The following is an 18,299-nucleotide window of genomic DNA, read 5'->3' as shown; positions in this document are numbered from 1 at the left end:
GGAAAATGAGCTTCCAATTAGAAGGCAAAAAAGCAGTAGTCACCGGTGGCTCATCTGGCATTGGCCTGGCAACGGTAGAGCTTTTGGTCGCGGAAGGTGCACACGTCGCATGGTGTGGCCGTGATGAACAGCGTTTGAATGAATCAAAAGCGCACATTTTATTGCGCTACCCAAATGCCAAAGTTTTGACTGTAACTTGCAACGTTTTAGACAAAGTTGATGTTCAAAAATTTGCCGATCAAGTGCAAAACGAATTTGGCGGCGTCGATATTTTAATTAATAACGCAGGCCAAGGCCGTGTTTCAAATTTTGAAAATACAGCTGATGAAGATTGGCTGAAAGAAGTGGAGTTGAAGTATTTCAGCGTGCTGCACCCGATCCGCGTATTTTTGCCGGCCTTGCAGCAGTCCAATCATGCATCGATTACCAACGTGAATTCTTTACTCGCGCTGCAGCCAGAACCGCACATGATTGCGACGTCATCTGCACGTGCAGCATTGCTGAATTTAACTCACTCATTGGCGCATGAATTCTCTAAATACGGTGTTCGTGTGAACTCAATTTTATTGGGCATGGTGGAATCTGCACAGTGGAAACGCCGTTTTGCAATGCGTTCAGATCAAGAACAAAGCTGGGAAGAGTGGATTGGCAATATTGCCAAAAAACGTGGCATTCCAATGGAACGTTTGGGTAAGCCAGAAGAACCAGCGCGCGCTTTAGTGTTCTTGGCATCACCAATGGCATCGTACACCACAGGCTCAGCCATTGATGTGTCTGGCGGCTTTAACAAGCATTTATAAGGTGAGCGTATGAAACAGCTGATGATGATTGGTTTTGGCGCAATGGCAAACGAAGTTCGTACCCATTTGCCTAAAGACCTTGAGTTGAAATGGGTGGTGGTGCCTGAGCGCAGTATTGAAAGCGTACGGCAAGAAGTGGCTGCTGATGTTCAAGTCATTGCCGATATTGATGATTGCAAGGGTACTCCAGATTACGTGATTGAAGTGGCGGGTCAGGCTGCAGTGAAAGAACATGCAGCAAAAGTGCTGGCAAAGGGCTGGAACATCGGTTTGATCTCCGTCGGCACATTGGCCGACAGCACTTTCTTTGAACAACTGCAAAACACGGCTGAGCAGTCTGGCGCGCATATCCATTTACTGGCAGGCGCAATTGCAGGCATTGATGGTATTTCGGCTGCCAAAGAAGGCGGCTTGGAAAAAGTTACTTATAAAGGTTGCAAGAGCCCAAACAGCTGGCGCGGCAGTTATGCAGAAAAATTGATTGATCTCGATCAAGTGACAGAAGCTACGGTTTTTTATACTGGCACAGCACGTGAAGCAGCGCTGTATTTTCCAGCCAATGCCAATGTCGCGGCGACTATTGCGCTGGCAGGCATTGGTTTAGATGAAACCATGGTTGAATTGATGGTTGATCCGAACATTAGCCAAAACAAACATACTATTATTGCCCAAGGGCGGTTTGGCCAAATGAGTATTGAAATGATGGGGGTGCCTTTGGAGAGCAATCCAAAGACCTCCACATTGGCAGCATTGAGCGTCATCCGTGCGTGCAGAAACAGCGTAGATGCGATTCAGATTTAAAGGGATTGGGTGAATGTCATGGTAAAAGAAATTTATATTGCAGGTGAATGGCGTTTAGGCCGCGGCAACGTGATTCAAAGTGTTTTTCCCGCAGACAATTCAGTCAATGCGGAAATTTCAACCGCAACGTTGGAAGATGTGGAAGAAGCGATTACAAAGGCCGATCAAGCTTGGCGTAAGCCTGAGTGGCGCAACTCTTTGCCGCATGAGCGCGCAAAAATTTTATACCGCGTTGCAGATATTATTGAGGCTCGTGCAGATGAATTGTCTAAACTGCAAACCCGTGACAATGGCAAGCCTTTAGCGGAAACACGTGCCTTGGTCATGAGTGCAGCAGCAACGGCGCGTTTTAATGCGGCAGCATGCGAAACTTTTAGTGAGGAATTGACTACACAGCGTGCACAAGATTTCTTGACCATGAGCGTGCATGAACCTGTAGGGGTAGTCGCAGCCATCACTCCTTGGAATTCTCCAATTGCCAGTGAAGTGCAAAAATTGGCGCCAGCCATTGCAGCCGGCAACGCGGTGATTTTAAAGCCAGCCGAAGCGACGTCATTGATTGCCTTGGAACTGGCCAAAATTTTTGAAGAAGCTGGCTTGCCGAAAGGCATTCTGAGTGTGCTGGTTGGGCGCGGTTCAGTGATTGGCGATGCCATCGCTCAGCATCCATTGGTACGCAAAATTTCGTTTACAGGCGGTACATCAACTGGCCGTCACTTGGCGCATATTGCAGCGGAAAAGCTGATTACAACATCGTTAGAATTAGGTGGAAAATCGCCAACGATTGTCCTGCCAGATGCAGATCTTGAAATTGCAGCCAAAGGCATTGTTTACGGTATTTTCAGTTCAGCAGGTCAAGCGTGTATCGCAGGTTCGCGTCTGTTTATTCACGCTTCAATTTATGACGAATTTTTAAAACGGTTAGTAGAAATCACTGAAGGCTTACGTGTAGGGCATCCTGAACAGCCCAATGTGCATATGGGCTCATTGATTAACCAAAAACATTTGGAATCTGTACACCGTTATGTGGAATTAGCAAAAGCCGAAGGCGGTACAGTGGTGACCGGCGGTGAAGCAATTACAGACGGCGAATTTGCCAAAGGCAGTTTTTATAAGCCAACCATTATTACGGGTTTGAGCAACAGCGCACAAACGTGCCAAGAAGAAATTTTTGGCCCTGTACTAGTGGTCATGCCATACGACAACGAAAAAGATTTATTTGAACAAGCCAACGATAGCTGTTTTGGTTTAGCGGCAGGCATTTGGACAGAAAGCTACCGTAAAGCATGGAAAATTGCCCGCTTGCTGGAAGTCGGTACGGTATGGATTAACACCTATAAAAAATTCTCCATCAGCGCGCCATTTGGCGGCTTTAAAGACAGCGGTATTGGCCGTGAAAAAGGTCGCCTCGGCATCCTGTCTTATATGCAGCAAAAAAGTATTTATCTGGGTTTAAACGAGCAAGCCAATCCATGGTCGGACTAGCAGCTGAACACCCATAAACAACGAATTGAAAAAATTAAGGAAAGAACAATGACTGAACGTGTAAATGTAGGCGAAGCAATCGCTCGAGTATTAGAACAGCATAATGTAGATAGTATGTATGGCGTGATTTCGATTCACAACTTACCTATTGCCGATGCTGTTGGCCGCCGTGAAAAAATGCGTTTTGTAGCCGCACGAGGTGAAGCTGGTTCTGTCACTATGGCAGATGCACATGCGCGTTTTAAAGGTTTAGGTGTAGCATTGACCAGTACGGGTGCAGGTGCTGGTAATGCAGTGGGCTCACTCATTGAGGCAATGAATGCTGGCAGTCCAGTATTGCATTTAACCGGTCAAGTAGAACGTGAATATTTAGACCGCGATGCCAGCTTCATTCATGAAACTAAAGACCAGTTAACCTTTTTAAAAGCATCAAGCAAAGCAGCTTTTCGTATTACTAACCCGGACAATGCAGTAGGTGTAATTCGTGAAGCGATTCGCATTGCAACTACTGTTCCTATGGGTCCAGTGAGTGTGGAAATTCCAATTGATGTGCAAGCTACTGAGATTGATTTACCAGCCAACCTTGGTCCAGTAAAAGCCATGCAATTGCCGCAAGCGGATGATGTTGAAATTGACATGATTGCAGATGCATTGAAGAATGCTAAACGTCCATTACTTTGGATTGGTGGCGGAACTTTAAATGCTGTTGCGGAAGTGAAAGCGCTTGCTGACTTGGGTATTCCAGTGGTGTCTTCAACTCATGCTCGCGGTGTATTGGCAGATGACCACCCACGCAGCTTACGTGCATTTCATAACTCTGTAGCCGTTGAAAAACTGATGAAAGAGGCGGATTTATTCATTGTTGCGGGTTCACGTCTACGCAGTAATGAAACCAAAACCTATTCGGTAGAGTTCCCTGAAAATATTATTCAAATTGATGCCAATCCAGTTGCGCAGCAGCGGAACTATAAGGTTTCACAATTTGTCTGTGCAGATACTAAAGATACCTTTGCACGTGTGATTAGCTCACTGAATGGCGCAAGCAAAGTTGATGCTGCCTATGATGCAGACATCAAAGCTGCGCGTGAACATGCAGTGGATGCACTGCGTACGCAAATGGATCAATACGCATTGATTTGTGATCACCTACGCGCTGCATTACCAGAAGACGGTATTTTTGTTCGTGACATCACCATGTCAGGCAGTACATGGGGTAGCCGTTTATTCCCTGTACAAACACCGAATAAAAACATTCACTCATTGGCTGGTGCAATTGGCCTTGGTCTTGCACATGCGATTGGTTCATCTATTGCCAATCCTGACAAAAAAGTTGTGGGCTTAGTGGGTGATGGCGGCTTGATGCTGGGTATTGGTGAAATTGCCACGATGGCACAAGAAAATACCGACATGGTGCTAATGGTAATGAATGACGGTGGTTATGGCGTCATGCGCGGCATTCAAAATAACTACTTTGGTGGTCGTCAATACTTTAACGAACTGCATACACCAGACTACCGTTTATTGGGCGAGTCGATGGGGGTGAAGAGCTGGAAAGTAGGTAGCGCAGAAGAGTTTAAAACCGCAATTCAAGAAGCCATGGATCTGAACGGTCCTGCAGTCATTGAACTGGATATGAATGCCATTGGTCCGTTGAAATTTGCAGGTCCACCACAGAAAAAATTGTACTGATTCATCCCAATAGGATCAATAAAAATTTAGCGCAAGATTTAAAGCAATATTGCTTTAAAAAATATTTAGAACAATGCAATGGTGCAATTTCCCAACAGGGGGATTGCACTCAGCTTTCGTTAAAGGATTACAGACCTCGGTACAGTAGACCGAGGTAAAACAAAAAGGTGAGTGGATATGCAAACAAGGATTGAGCATGATTTGCTGGGAGCTAAAGAAGTACCATATAGTGCTTATTATGGCATTCATACCCAAAGAGCATTAGAGAATTTTAAAATTTCCAATTTAACGGTTGGGCAATCACTGCATTTTATCCGCGCTTTAGGTTTTGTGAAAAAAGCTGCAGCACAAAGTAATTTTTATTATGAAAAAATCACTGAGCAGCAGCTGAATGCGATTGAATATGCAGCCGATCAGCTGATTGAACAGCCGCAGCAATGGGCGGCGTCATTTCCAATTGATGGCTATCAAGGCGGGGCGGGTACATCGGTTAATATGAACTGCAATGAAGTCATTGCCAATATCGGTTTGGAATACTTAGGTGAGCAAAAGGGCAACTATGCGATTTTGCATCCGAATGATCATGTCAATAAATCACAATCAACCAACGATGTCTATCCGACAGCATTGCGAATCAGCCTGTATCACCGCATTGACGATTTACTGCTGGCGTTGGGCAAATTGATTCATACCATTCGAGGTAAGGCTGCAGATTTTAAATATGTGCTGAAAATGGGCCGAACTCAGCTACAAGATGCCGTACCGATGACCATGGGACAAGAGTTTCAGGCTTTTGCAACCTTGTTGCATGAAGATATGAAGCTGATTAAGCAAATCCGTGAATTCTTGCTGGAAATTAATTTAGGTGCGACCGCGATTGGTACAGGCGTGAATACACCAGATGGTTATGCATATTACATTACAGATCGTTTAAGTGAGCTGACCGGATTGCCGTTAAAAGGTGCAGAAGACTATGTCGAAGCGACCAGCGATTGCGGCGTATTCATTTTAATCTCAAGTACTTTAAAACGTTTGGCATGCAAATTATCTAAAATTTGCAACGATTTGCGCTTACTCAGTTCTGGCCCGCGTACTGGATTGGCTGAAATACGCTTGCCGGAATTGCAAGCCGGCTCATCGATTATGCCAGCCAAAGTCAATCCAGTGATTCCTGAAGTGGTGAACCAAATTGCCTTTAAAGTCATGGGCAATGATTTAACTATTAGCATGGCGGCCGAAGCAGGACAGCTGCAGCTGAATGTAATGGAACCCGTGATTGCTTTGTCGCTGAATGAGTCGATTGAGCTGCTGCAGCATGGCATCAGTAGTTTGGATGAAAAATGCTTTGCAGGCATTGCGGTAAATGAACAGCAAGCATATGACATGGTGATGCGCAGTGTAGGGATTGTGACCTTGCTTGATCCGATCCTTGGGCATGAGCGCTGTGATGCTATTGGCAAACAATGTATCGCCGAAAATAAGACTATTCAAGATGTTGTATTGTCTCAAGGATTGATGACAGAAGACGAGCTGAAACAGGTCTTTTCATTTGAAAATTTAATTTCGGAAGTTCGCAGCATCGAAGCGCCGCTACAGGACATTGCTTAATCGCAAATCAAAGTTCGTGCCGGTGAAACTAAATTTTTTAGCTGAAATTTATTACAAACAAAGTTTTGTATACAAAATATAAAAATAGGGAAATGAAATGAATAAAACCATATTAACAGCAGCAGTTATGTTGTCTTTGAGCGCAGCTGTCGTTAGTGTCCAAGCCAAAGATGATCCATTGGAATGGAAAAGCGAAGATGGTACACAGTCATTGAAAGTGGGTGGAGTCTTACGTTTCAATCATCGTTATGAACAGTGGGATGCCAGTCTTAACCGCGGTGTAGGAAAACTAGATTTTGATATTTTCCGTTTAGATTTAAAAGGTAAATCTGATGATGCTTACTTGAATGCCAGCTATCTTGTGCAAGATCAGGAAAAAACCTCCATTGAAAAGGCATATGTAGGCTACAACCTGAACAAGAACAACAGCATTGAAGCGGGTTTTGTCTATAAACCTTTTGCGCTTTATCCTTATCCACAAAATGGCTGGACTTACCACATTCCGTTCTTTTTAGGTTATGGCAACAATGCCGCGCCTGGAGTGAACTGGAATTACAATAATCCTGAGTGGGATATTAAAGTTGGTTATTACCCGCGCATGTTGGAAACCAATCTGCGTTACTCACCAGAAGCTGCAACCTATGATGATCTTTCAGAAAATCATTTGCCTTTCCAAGCGGCCTATCAAAACGAAAAGCAGAATCAGCTGAATACGCGTATTGTGCGTAAATTTGGCGATGAGAAAATCGGTAAACATGAAATTGGCTTATCGGGTTCTGTAGCTCAGTTGCATAATAAAACTACGCGCGATGATGGGAGTTATTATGCAGCGGGTTTACATACTAACAGCAATTATCAGCGCTGGAATTTGCAGTCCTCCATGATTCATTATCAATATGACGCTGAAAATCCAGAAGGTGTAAATAACGATATGACGCTGATGGGGGCAAATGGTTTAACGCCAGCATATTTTATTGCCTCAGAGGGTACAGTTGCCAGTCTAAATTTAGCCTATACTTTGCCAGTGCAGAATATGGGAAAATTAAAAGCTATTCGTTTTTATAATGATTACAGCTATTTAGACAAAGAGCGCAGTGACTGGGCAGCATCGCAAATGAATACTACAGGAGCGATGTTTATTGCTTCACCGTTTATGGTTTGGGCGGATTATACTTGGGGTAAAAATGCCAATATTATTGGCGGTGCAACTAATGGTACAGGATTTACTTCAGCAACATCGGAAAATAGTGAAAAATGGATGTACCGAGTGAATTTAAACATTGGTTTTAGCTTTTAAGTTAAAGTGATTATTTTAAATAAAATCAGTTATTTATTAAGAGTAAGTAAAGGAGTTAACTCCTTTACTTAAATACCTAGAACAATCTGATATGGTTTAAATCCTTCTAGTACAGCATCTGCGACCAATTGAATAAAAAGCTCAGTCTTTCCATAAGCCATCCATTGATCCAAAGCCTTGTAATAAGCCAATCGATTTTCTACAGTGATGACACAAGGTGGGTAACCAGCTTTTAGCAATTCTAGATTCATCAAAAGACGTGATGTGCGACCATTGCCATCAATAAACGGATGAATACCTACAAAATCCGCATGTACTTTAGCTGCACGTTCAATGGGATGAAGTTTATGTGCTTCCAAGTTATACCAATCGACAAGTTGAGCCATCTTGTCATTCAATAATGTATAGTCGGGTGGGGCAGTAGTAGCACCTGAAATCAATACGTTTTGCTGGCGATAACGTCCTGCATTGTCATCATCAATATTTTTTAGAATGAGCTGGTGGATATTTCGAATCTGCCATTCAGAAAAATGTTCTTCCTTTCTAATAATGTCTTCAACGTAATAAATGGCATTTCTATGGTTAATTACCTCGAAATGTTCTCGTAATGCTTTGCCACCAACAGTTATGCCTTCTAGTACAACTTTAGTTTCTAATAGAGTAAGTGTATTGCCTTCAATAGCATTGGAATGATAAGTCCATCGTACAATAAGGTCTTCTTGTAAATTTTTGACAATTGACGGAAAGAGAGGGCGATGTTGATCTAATTTTTTCTTTAAATTATCAATAGTTTCAAACATAACCTTATCCTTCAATTTGTCTTAGTCGATAATACATGAAAAAAGAAATATCAGAAATGTAGTGATATATCATTACATTTTGTACTGATTTTAAAAGTATTAACTGGACAGCTTCCAGTATTCTAGACACAAGACAGCCTTATTCTGAAGATACATTATTGTTCATTTCACCCATACATCTATGGCATGTTGTAGATGACCAGTTTTGACATAAAGCGTTGCGCCTGATGGACCTGCCTGAAATTTAGCAGCACTATTGATGGGAAGACGGACCCATGAACCTGCTGGATATATTTCAGTGCCGCAAAATAATTGACCTTTGATAATTAGCAACTCAATCCCTTGTTCTGATTTCTCTACGAAAATTTGATCAGGTTTTAGCTTTTCTAAATAGGTCTGCTCATGTTCCGATTGAAATAACGGGCATATCATCCGATGTTCGGTAAGCTTCCAATTCGCTAGCTCATGGGTATTAATCCGGGTTGGTTCTCTCTCATGTTCAGTCATTTGCATCAGTTTCACAAAGATTAAACAACCTGCTTTACTGGAAACCCGATGAGTTGAACGATGGGGGTTACGTAAATACCAGCCTGCTGGATAATCATCTTCAGCATTCTCGGTAAAAATGCCTGACAAGATGAGGACTTCTTCACCCAAAGGATGTTGATGTTCAGGAAAGGCAGATTCTGGTGCGTATTTCACAAGACTACTTGCACGTGCTTTCTCATCGCCAATACGATCAAGCATCATTCTATCGACTTCACCTCCTGGAGATTTCACCCAATGGTAATCTTCTGGTTTGATGATGACGGGTTGTGAGAAGTCGGCATGAATAAACATAATGCTGTCCTGTAATGAAGAAACCTAAGTATTTTAACGAGAATGCATAGGTTTATTTTAAAAGAAATAGCGATTAGTTAGCTCACTGTTTCAGAAAAGATAAGCATGTTAATAGCAGATATTACTCACTAAGCTATGAAATATTAATATTTTAGAGTTTAATCAACTGTGCTTTGTTTTTACATCAATGAGGAATGGCATGAAATATCAACCGCCTTATACGATCACCTCTAAAATTATTCACTTGATTGCACAAATTAGTGAATCAATAGGGCGTTTGACTGCATTAACCCAAATCCAAGATAGCCTTAAATTGCGAAAAGCCAATCGTATTCGAACGATTCAAGGGTCTTTAGCAATTGAAGGGAATACCTTGAGTACAGAGCAAGTCACCGCAATCCTGAATGGCAAGACCATTATCGCTCCACCTAAAGAAGTGCAAGAGGTACGTAATGCCCTAAAGGCATATGAAGAAATTCAAGATTGGAATCCTGATCAAGAATCGCATTTGCTTAAAGCACATCAAATATTGATGACAGGACTGATTGATGAGGTTGGACAGTATCGCCATAGTGGTGTGGGTGTGATGTCAGGGGATCGGGTCGTGCATATGGCTCCGCCTGCGAATCAAGTTCACCGTTTAATGGGAGAATTATTGCATTGGTTGGCTGAGGGTAATGAGCATCCATTAATTCAGAGTTCAGTATTTCATTATGAATTTGAGTTTATACACCCATTTGCTGATGGCAATGGGCGGATGGGGCGTTTATGGCAAACTTTAATCTTAAGCCAGTGGAATCCTATTTTTCTCAACATCCCTGTAGAAAGCTTGATTTATCAAAACCAAAAAGCTTATTACAATGCACTGCAAGCGAGCACATATCGTTCAGATTCTGCACCTTTTATTGAGTTTATTTTGCAGATGATTCTAGATGCAATACTTAGTTCTGATGCCAGCGATCAAGATACCGCTCAAGCTAACGTACAAGTTAGCGATCAAGTTAAACGTCTCATCCAGAATATGGAGCAGAAAGAATATAGCTTAACTGAGCTTATGGCTCTATTAGACTTGTCCCATCGAGCCACATTCCAAAAAAATTATTTAACTCCAGCATTAGAAGCAGGTGTGATTGAACGTACCCTTCCTGATAAGCCTAAGAGTCCTAAGCAAAAGTACAAATTAAAAAATTGAACTGTACTGAAGTTGATGTGATTATTAATATCATAACGAGATAATTGAAATGTTATAACATTACATTTATTTTTAGGTGTAATTTGCTGCTATAATGCCGTACGCCACTTCAAATCCTGAATTAGTATTTGAACAAGATTTATAAGTGATTCAATACACTAAATCTGACGTGGGTCAAAATTGGGTCAATGAATTTTTTTATTCAATAAAATGGCTTTAAAATTAGTGGGTTAGGTTTTGAGTTCAATTGACGCCACCTCCACCAAAATTCTTGTTATAAATCAGCCGCTTATTTAAGTGGCTTTTTTATTGCCTAAATTTTATAAGCGATTTAAAAAATCAAATCAAAACTAGAGCGAATACGCTCAATCAATAAATGCTTCGACTCTGACAAATGGGTATTTTTACGTACCATCAATTGGGTTTGAGCCGTGTTGCACAGTTCGGAATCAATAGTTAAGGCAACGGCCTGACCTTCTTTAACTGCATCTGCGATATCTGCATAGCGCATGGCGGAAATCCCATGTCCAGCCACCACATAATTTTTTAAGGCATAAATAGAATTGGTGGTCAGGCCAATATTCAGGTTCACTTGTAAGCGTACCATTTCACTGTCGAGTAGCTGACGAAAACCATGCCCTACGGGCATTAAGGCAAATTTATAGGCTGAAATTTCGGAAAGACAAATGCGATGCTTGAGCTTGGCAAGAGGATGACCGGCAGGAACAGCCACAATAAAAGGTTCTATTTTATGGGCAATAGTGCTGATGTCTGTATGAAATGGGGGATTATACGCCAGTCCAATATGCGCCAGGCTGTCCACGATATGTCGTACCACATGTTGGGCACTCATTAATTCTAACTGGATTTCAAGATTTGGATATTTATGATGCACATGTCGAAGTACATCATAAATCATGTGTTGCATATAACTTTCACTAGAAACAATGTTCACTTTGCCGAGTTGAGAAGATTGCAGCTGAAATAAACTGTCAAATAATTCATTTTCACGATTTTTATTTTCCTTGAAATACTCAAGTACCAGATAGGCAGCTTCAGTCGGAATAATATGCCGTCCCTTACGTTTAAATAAGTTTATTTTTAGTTCAGATTCAAAGAGTTGAATCTGTCGGCTCATGGCAGACTGTTCGATATTCAGGATGTCTGCTGCTTTACGCATCGAGCCAAACATCATCACCGTATAGAAATAGCGTAAACGCTTTTCATTGATTCCGTTCAGTGGCGCAAGGAATTGCAAGTTTCTGTCCATAAAAACTCTGATGCTTTTAAAGCATCAGTATGCCTAAAAAATTACATTGTTATCAAGTCAGGAGCATGCTTACATGGGTTTTGAACAATAAGAAGATCTAGATAAAAAGGAGTTTTAGATGGATTTAATCACCTCCCGTCAACAACGGTTAGACCAGATTTACAAGAAAGTAAGCTGGCGCCTGCTGCCATTTTTATTGCTGTGTTATTTCTTTGCTTATCTGGACCGGATCAATATCGGATTTGCCAAGTTGCAAATGCAGCAGGAGCTGGGCTTTAACGATGCAATTTATGGCATGGCAGCCGGCATATTCTTTTTAGGTTATGTCCTGTTTGAAGTGCCAACCAACCTGTATTTTGAAAAAGTCGGCGCCAGAAAAACCATTACCCGCATCATGATTTTGTGGGGCCTGACCTCCATGTCGATGCTATTTGTCACCACCCCGCAGATGTTCTATGTCTTGCGCTTTTTACTAGGCGTATTCGAAGCCGGTTTTGCCCCGGGCATGATTTTCTATCTGACCTATTGGTATTCCGGTGCACGCATGGCACGTGTCATGGCGATTGTCATGCTGGCCGGGCCGCTTGCTGGCATGTTAGGCGCACCGTTATCGACACAAATTATGAGTACTTTCCATCAGATTTATAATCTTTCTGGCTGGCAATGGTTATTTTTATTAGAAGCTGTGCCGACCGTGCTGTTGGGCTGCGTAGCGTACTTTTATTTAACTGATCATCCCTCACAAGCAAAATGGCTGTCCCAAGAGGACAAAGCCTTATTGGTGAAAGAAATTTCCCAACATCAGTCTGCCACTGGTCATAGTAATTTTAAAGCGGTATTAAAGGATCCTTGGATTTATTTCATGGCCTTGGCCTACTTCACCATTATCTGTGGGATCTATGCGATTGGCTTCTGACTACCATCTTTACTGAAGTCGGGCGGTATCCAAAATTTGCAGATGATTGGTTGGCTGGTGGCGATTCCATATTTATGCGGTGCAATTTTCATGATCATTTTTGCCCGCAGCTCGGACAAATGGCAGGAACGGAAATGGCATTGTGTAGTGCCGACGGTATTGGCCTGAGTCAGCTTGATGTTGTCGGTGATGAGTGCGAATTTCCTGCTGTCCTTTATTGCGATCTGTACCGCAACGGGCTTTATGTTTAGTGCCTATACCATTTTCTGGTCAATTCCATCGAAATACTTAAGCGGTAGTGCGGCAGCAGGCGGAATTGCCCTGATTAACAGTATTGGATTACTCGGTGGTTTTGTCAGTCCAAATATTATGGGCATAGCGCAATCAATGACCGGTTCCATGCTGGCAGGCTGGTTCACGATTGCTGTGATCATGATGCTCGGTGGCGCTTTCCTAATTTATGCCTTCAGACTGAAAAAGCAAGCTGCACCTCAGCAAACAACACGCGCCGCCTTAATCGTCGATAAATAATCAATACGTAGCATAGGAAGGATTCAGGATATGAAGAAAATCATCATTGCGGGCTTTCAACATGAAACCAATACCTTTGCCCCGACCAAAGCAAGCTACGCGGATTTTGTCCAGGGTGGGGGATTTCCGCCGCTTAGCCGCGGCGCAGATATCCTGAAATTTCGGGAACAGAACATTCCGATTGGCGGTTTTATTCAACAAGCGGAACAATTCGGGTATCAACTTTTACCGGTGATCTGGGCGGGCACTTCACCTTCAGCGCATGTAGAGCAGGACACTTACCAGCGGATCTGTGATGAAATTATTGCAAGCATCCAGCAGCATCCGGCAGATGCAGTGTATCTGGATCTGCATGGCGCCATGGTCAGTGAACAGGTGGATGATGGCGAAGGCGAATTGTTAAGACGGGTTCGTGAAGCAGTCGGGCCGGACATTCCGGTAATTGCCAGTCTGGATTTCCATGCCAATGTCACGCAAGTGATGTTTGCTCATAGTGATGTGCTGATTTGCTATCGGACCTATCCGCATGTAGATATGGCTCAAACCGGACAACGCTGTGCCCAACTGCTAGATCAAATATTCCGGGGTAAAAAGCTGCATAAGCAAATGTATAAGCTGCCGTTTTTGATTGCGCTGAATGCACAATGTACCGAGCTGGAACCTACCCAATCATGCATGAATTTACTGGAACAGCTAGAGCAAAATAATTCTGTCCAGATGAATTTCACGCCGGGTTTTCCGGCGGCAGATTTTGAGGAATGTGGTGGTTGTATCTGGGGTTATAGTGAAAACGCTGAGCAGTTAGATCAGGCCATGCAACGCTATATCGCCCATGTGCTGCAACAAGAAACGTATTGGAATATGGATTTTTTATCACCAGATCATGCCGTGCTGCAGGCACTTCAACTTTATCAACAGCATCATTCGACCAGACCCGTGGTGATTGCAGATACTCAGGATAATCCGGGAGCCGGTGGTGATTCGAATACGACCGGGATGCTATCGGCGCTACATCGGCATCAGGTTAAAAATGCACTGATTGGGCTTATTGTTGATCCTGCGGTGGTGCAACAAGCCTATCAGCTTGAGCTTGGTCAGCATTTTTATGCGAAATTGGGCGGAACATCGGGTATTGCGGGGGATGCTCCATTTAGCGCTAAATTTAAAATCAAAGCCTATAGCGATGGAAAATTCAGCTATGGCGGACCCATGATGCATGGCGTCGAGGCGGATATCGGCCCGAGTGTATTACTGGAAATAGACGGTATTGAAATTGCAGTCAGTTCCTATAAAGCTCAGTTGCTCGATCGTAATATGTTTAGAATTTTTGGTATTGTGCCTGAAGATAAAACGATTGTCGTAGTGAAAAGCTCGGTACATTTTCGTGCAGATTTTCAGGACATGGCTGCTGCCATTTTGGTCGCGAAAGCGCCTGGTGCCATGAAAGCAGACCCGAATGATCTGCCTTGGCAAAAGATTGATCCTGATAGACGACTCGTGCCGATGGGCAAAAGTCTGGCGCAACGTGATCAGCCATTGCGTCGTACGGTCTAACATTTAACTAATATCCAATTAACACCCAAGCGATTGAACAGGCGAGCTCTATCATGATCTAGCCTGTTTTTTAATGAAAGCTCCCATTCCTTGAACTCAAGAGAAATTTAATACAATTTTCTGTTACCTGATCCCGTGTCTGGATCTGCCAAAGATGGACTAGTCTGATATCAAACAGGGCTAGCTAAAAAAAGCGGACAGGAATTCAATATTCTTTTCAAACTCAACAAAATACCTATAATTCCAATTAGAAACTTGTTGTAAATTAAACCTTAGGAAAAAAACAAATACAGTTTTGACTTTCTTATTTCAAATTAGACGAATCAATCGGAGATTCTCATTGCGCGCTGCCCGCTATAAAATTTTGCTCATTATCGTATTGCTACTGGCAGTAGGGTTTGCTCTATTTCGCTGGTGGCAGGGGCCAGTGGTGCCTAGTTATACGCTGAGTGCCATGCCGCTGGTACAAAATGTTGTTGCGACCGGACGTGTTGCGACAGTCTCACGTGCCCAGGTAGGTAGTGAAATTAGCGGTGTGGTTCTGCAACGTCTGGTGCAGGAAGGAGATCAGGTTAAACCAGGTGATCTGCTGGTGGTATTGAATTCGGATGAATTGCTGGCCCAAGTCAGACAGGCCGAGCTGGCATTGACTGAATTGGCAAGCAGCCGACGGCCACAGGCTGCAGCAGAACTGGCCAGTGCCAAAGCCCAGCTGGAGCAGGCCAGCCGAGAAGCAGCACGTAGACGTAATGCAGAAGCCGGCATCCTGTCGAGGGAAGAAGTCGAACAGGCTGTGGAAGCGGAACGAGTCGCGCGCAATAATTATGAGACAGCCCGGGTAAAAGCAACAGCATTGGCTGCGGGTCAAGTCGAAGAAGCATCGCTTCGGGAACAACTGGCGGTGGCACAGGCTCAACTGGCCAAAACCAAGATTCGGGCTGCGGTCGCCGGTACAGTATTGACACGCGATGTCGAGCCGGGTGATCTGGTTCAGCCGGGACAAACTTTATTTACCATTGCGTTAACAGGGAATACAGAAATCCGGGTGCCGCTAGATGAGCGGAATTTACCGCAACTGGCCTTGCAGCAAAATGCCACCGTGATTAGCGATGCCTATCCGGATCAGTCTTTCCCGGCCCGGATTAACTTTATTGCACCAAGTATCGACCCACAGCGAGGTACGGTAGAAGTCAGACTTACTGTCAATCCCGTGCCAGATTTTTTGCGTCAGGACATGACGGTATCGGTGAATGTCGAGACGGCCAAACGAGCACGGGTACTGGCTATTCCGAATGATGCTTTAAGCAGTATCAAAGGAGATAAGGCCGTGGTGTTAATGGTACGTGATGGAAAAGTACAGCGTCAGCAGATTACTTTAGGCTTGCGTGGCCTGGCCATGTCAGAAGTGAAATCCGGCCTGAGCGAGGGCGATCAGGTGCTGGCAGATGGCGAATCTTCATTGGAGGATGGCACCAGAGTTCGCTTAAAACCACAACTGAGTTCATTACAGAATTCTGCTGATATGGCCAATAGTAAAAATGAATTACCGGTGAACTTCGATTGAAAAATTTATTCGGGCGGCTCTGGATCGAATGGAAAATCGCGGTCAGTTTTTTGCGTGAGGGTTGCGCGCAGTCCATCATGATCACCATCGGGGTCGCCGTGGGCGTGGCAGTAATCGTCTTTATCACCGCTTTGATTCAGGGGCTGCAAGCCAATATTGTCGAACGAACCTTAGGTACACAGGCACATATTCGTCTGTTGTCACCGGATGAAGTCAACCGGATTGTGTCACCTCCCGCCGGGACCGTGCAATTATTGCAGGAAGACAAACGGGCACAGCGCCTGCGTTCGATCAACAATTGGCAACAGATTACTGAAACGCTGGATCAGTTACCTGTACTGACCGCTGTCTCGCCGGTGGTGTCTGGGCCGGCCTTTGTGCAACGGGGTGATGCGATTGAATCCGTGGCCTTGGTCGGAATGAATTTGGAGCGTTATCAGCAGATCATTCCATTAAAAGAATATTTAACCAGTGGCCAGTTGCGGGTTGGCGCGGATGATGTACTGATTGGCAGTCAATTGGCCAAAGACCTCGGTGTTCAGGTCGGCAGCAAGTTGCGACTGGATACTGGCCAACAGAATAGTGCCTTGGTGAATATTGCCGGTATTTTTGAGCTGGGTGTGCGCGAACTGGATGCGCGCTATGTCTATCTGGATCTTAAGCAGGCACAGTCCTTACTCGGCCTGCCAGGCGGAGTAACGGTGATTGACCTGACCATTGCCAATATTTTTGAGGCAGACCAAGTTGCAGCACAAGTCGGACGCCTGACCTCATTAAAAGCCGAAAGCTGGATTGAAACCAATGCCCAGCTGATGAATGCCATTACCGCACAAAGCCTGTCCACCAATATGATTATTGTCTTTGTCGCAATTTCGGTGGCTTTCGGGATTGCTAGCGTCATGTCCGTTAGCGTGGTACAGCGCACCCGGGAAATTGGTATTTTGCGGGCGACAGGTGCGACCCAATCGCAAATCCTGAGGGTTTTTCTGTTTCAGGGTGCAATCTTTGGCTTGCTCGGTTCAGTGCTGGGCAGCATAGTCAGTTATGGTCTGGTGTGGGTATTTAATAATTTTGGGCCAGGATTATTCTATATTCCAATTTCGATTGAACTGGTGATTTTGGCGCTATTATTGGCGACATTAACCGGCGTACTGGCGGCAGCGGTGCCATCACACCGGGCCGCGGCACTCGATCCGGTGGAGGCGATTCGTCATGTCTGAGCAATCTCAGGAAGTCCTGTGTCTGGAAGCGCTACGAAAATCTTATAATATTGGCCAGCCCAATGAAGTGGAGGTCTTGCATGGCATTGACCTGCGTATTGATCGTAACGACTTTGCTGCACTTATTGGTCCTTCCGGTTCTGGAAAAAGTACCTTACTGAATATTCTGGGACTGCTGGATAAACCAACGAGCGGCGAGCTGTACTTGTTGGGACAAGCTACCAGTGCGATGGATGACACCGGCCGTACGGCGCTGCGCGGCAACAGCATCGGGTTTGTATTTCAGTTTCACCATCTGATTCAGGCGTTTAGTGCATTGGATAATATTCTCATGCCTTTAATGATGGCGCATGGCAAACCAAATCAGCAGGCAATGCAACGCGCACGTGATTTACTGGCGGCAGTGGGACTGGAAAAATTTGCCGAGCGTAAACCGAATGAATTGTCCGGAGGACAGCAGCAGCGGGTGGCCATTGCCCGGGCCTTGATTACTGAGCCGGCATTATTATTGGCCGATGAACCGACAGGTAATCTGGATACCCAGACCGCGGCTGATATGTTTGAACTGTTTCGTAAAGTGCATCGTGAACGCGACTGCGCCGTACTTTTGGTCACGCATGATCCGCGCCTGTCCGCTACTTGTGATCGCACCATTAATCTGGTCGATGGCCGGATTGAAAGCGATTCGAGCAATTCTCCTGAAGATTAAGCTGTACTGCAAGGAGCCAGGAG

17 protein-coding genes are annotated in these 18,299 nt (G+C 44.2%); 14 read left to right on the top strand and 3 right to left on the bottom strand.

Translation table 11 applies throughout. The features are described from left to right. The first annotated feature begins 5 nt into the window (after positions 1–5). The 6 genes from BFN00_RS01020 to BFN00_RS00995 all read left to right on the top strand — a co-directional run bounded on the left by BFN00_RS01020 (position 6) and on the right by BFN00_RS00995 (position 7,680). The gene (locus BFN00_RS01020; RefSeq protein ID WP_071850186.1) at positions 6–800 is read left to right on the top strand and encodes an SDR family oxidoreductase; all 795 of its coding nucleotides are present in this window, start codon (positions 6–8) and stop codon (positions 798–800) included. Positions 801–809: 9 nt separating this feature from the next. Then, positions 810–1,601, top strand: a complete 792-nt coding sequence (locus BFN00_RS01015) for an aspartate dehydrogenase (RefSeq protein WP_071850185.1) — start codon at positions 810–812, stop codon at positions 1,599–1,601. 18 nt (positions 1,602–1,619) lie between these two features. After that, positions 1,620–3,086: an aldehyde dehydrogenase gene (locus BFN00_RS01010; protein ID WP_071850184.1), complete on the top strand. Its 1,467-nt coding sequence runs from the start codon at positions 1,620–1,622 to the stop codon at positions 3,084–3,086. Positions 3,087–3,134: 48 nt separating this feature from the next. After that, positions 3,135–4,775: a thiamine pyrophosphate-binding protein gene (locus BFN00_RS01005; protein ID WP_071850183.1), complete on the top strand. Its 1,641-nt coding sequence runs from the start codon at positions 3,135–3,137 to the stop codon at positions 4,773–4,775. Positions 4,776–4,952: 177 nt separating this feature from the next. Beyond that, positions 4,953–6,383, top strand: a complete 1,431-nt coding sequence (locus BFN00_RS01000; RefSeq protein ID WP_071850182.1) for an aspartate ammonia-lyase — start codon at positions 4,953–4,955, stop codon at positions 6,381–6,383. 97 nt (positions 6,384–6,480) lie between these two features. Beyond that, positions 6,481–7,680, top strand: a complete 1,200-nt coding sequence (locus BFN00_RS00995) for a hypothetical protein (RefSeq protein WP_071850181.1) — start codon at positions 6,481–6,483, stop codon at positions 7,678–7,680. A 68-nt stretch (positions 7,681–7,748) separates the two neighbouring features. Here the strand turns inward: BFN00_RS00995 and BFN00_RS00990 are convergent, their stop codons facing one another. Together BFN00_RS00990 and BFN00_RS00985 are read right to left on the bottom strand one after the other, a co-directional pair. After that, positions 7,749–8,480 carry a Fic family protein gene (locus BFN00_RS00990; protein WP_071850180.1) on the bottom strand — a complete coding sequence of 244 codons (732 nt, stop codon included), beginning with the start codon at positions 8,478–8,480 and terminating at the stop codon, positions 7,749–7,751. A 162-nt stretch (positions 8,481–8,642) separates the two neighbouring features. Further along, positions 8,643–9,320 carry a cupin domain-containing protein gene (locus BFN00_RS00985; protein ID WP_071850179.1) on the bottom strand — a complete coding sequence of 226 codons (678 nt, stop codon included), beginning with the start codon at positions 9,318–9,320 and terminating at the stop codon, positions 8,643–8,645. Between the two features lie 199 nt (positions 9,321–9,519). On the opposite strand from BFN00_RS00985, the gene BFN00_RS00980 reads away from it, so the two are divergent. Next, positions 9,520–10,512 carry a Fic family protein gene (locus BFN00_RS00980; RefSeq protein ID WP_071850178.1) on the top strand — a complete coding sequence of 331 codons (993 nt, stop codon included), beginning with the start codon at positions 9,520–9,522 and terminating at the stop codon, positions 10,510–10,512. Positions 10,513–10,843: 331 nt separating this feature from the next. On the opposite strand, the gene BFN00_RS00975 is transcribed toward BFN00_RS00980, so the two are convergent. Continuing rightward, entirely contained in the window at positions 10,844–11,770 is a 927-nt protein-coding gene (locus tag BFN00_RS00975; protein ID WP_249449775.1) for a LysR family transcriptional regulator, read from the bottom strand. 130 nt (positions 11,771–11,900) lie between these two features. On the opposite strand from BFN00_RS00975, the gene BFN00_RS16090 reads away from it, so the two are divergent. The 7 genes from BFN00_RS16090 (at position 11,901) to BFN00_RS00945 (ending at position 18,276) form a co-directional block, all read left to right on the top strand. Continuing rightward, the gene (locus tag BFN00_RS16090; protein WP_249449774.1) at positions 11,901–12,698 is read left to right on the top strand and encodes an MFS transporter; all 798 of its coding nucleotides are present in this window, start codon (positions 11,901–11,903) and stop codon (positions 12,696–12,698) included. A gap of 42 nt (positions 12,699–12,740) precedes the next feature. Continuing rightward, complete coding sequence (locus BFN00_RS16215; RefSeq protein ID WP_257221145.1) at positions 12,741–12,866, top strand: hypothetical protein; 126 nt, start codon at positions 12,741–12,743, stop codon at positions 12,864–12,866. 21 nt (positions 12,867–12,887) lie between these two features. Then, positions 12,888–13,229: an MFS transporter gene (locus BFN00_RS16085; protein ID WP_228740346.1), complete on the top strand. Its 342-nt coding sequence runs from the start codon at positions 12,888–12,890 to the stop codon at positions 13,227–13,229. Positions 13,230–13,259: 30 nt separating this feature from the next. Next, positions 13,260–14,783, top strand: a complete 1,524-nt coding sequence (locus BFN00_RS00960) for a M81 family metallopeptidase (protein WP_044111270.1) — start codon at positions 13,260–13,262, stop codon at positions 14,781–14,783. Positions 14,784–15,123: 340 nt separating this feature from the next. Continuing rightward, positions 15,124–16,347, top strand: a complete 1,224-nt coding sequence (locus tag BFN00_RS00955; RefSeq protein ID WP_044111267.1) for an efflux RND transporter periplasmic adaptor subunit — start codon at positions 15,124–15,126, stop codon at positions 16,345–16,347. Further along, positions 16,344–17,567 carry an ABC transporter permease gene (locus tag BFN00_RS00950; protein WP_044111265.1) on the top strand — a complete coding sequence of 408 codons (1,224 nt, stop codon included), beginning with the start codon at positions 16,344–16,346 and terminating at the stop codon, positions 17,565–17,567. The genes BFN00_RS00955 and BFN00_RS00950 overlap by 4 nt, the downstream gene beginning before the upstream one ends. Continuing rightward, complete coding sequence (locus BFN00_RS00945; protein WP_044111262.1) at positions 17,560–18,276, top strand: ABC transporter ATP-binding protein; 717 nt, start codon at positions 17,560–17,562, stop codon at positions 18,274–18,276. Before BFN00_RS00950 ends, BFN00_RS00945 begins: the two co-directional genes overlap by 8 nt. Positions 18,277–18,299: the final 23 nt, after the last annotated feature.

Origin of the sequence: Acinetobacter sp. AR2-3 (assembly GCF_001878775.1) — a bacterium.
Taxonomy (GTDB): Bacteria; Pseudomonadota; Gammaproteobacteria; order Pseudomonadales; family Moraxellaceae; genus Acinetobacter; species Acinetobacter lwoffii_D.
The sequence above is the reverse complement of the archived record's forward strand: the minus strand, read 5'-3'. Positions and strand labels throughout refer to the sequence as shown.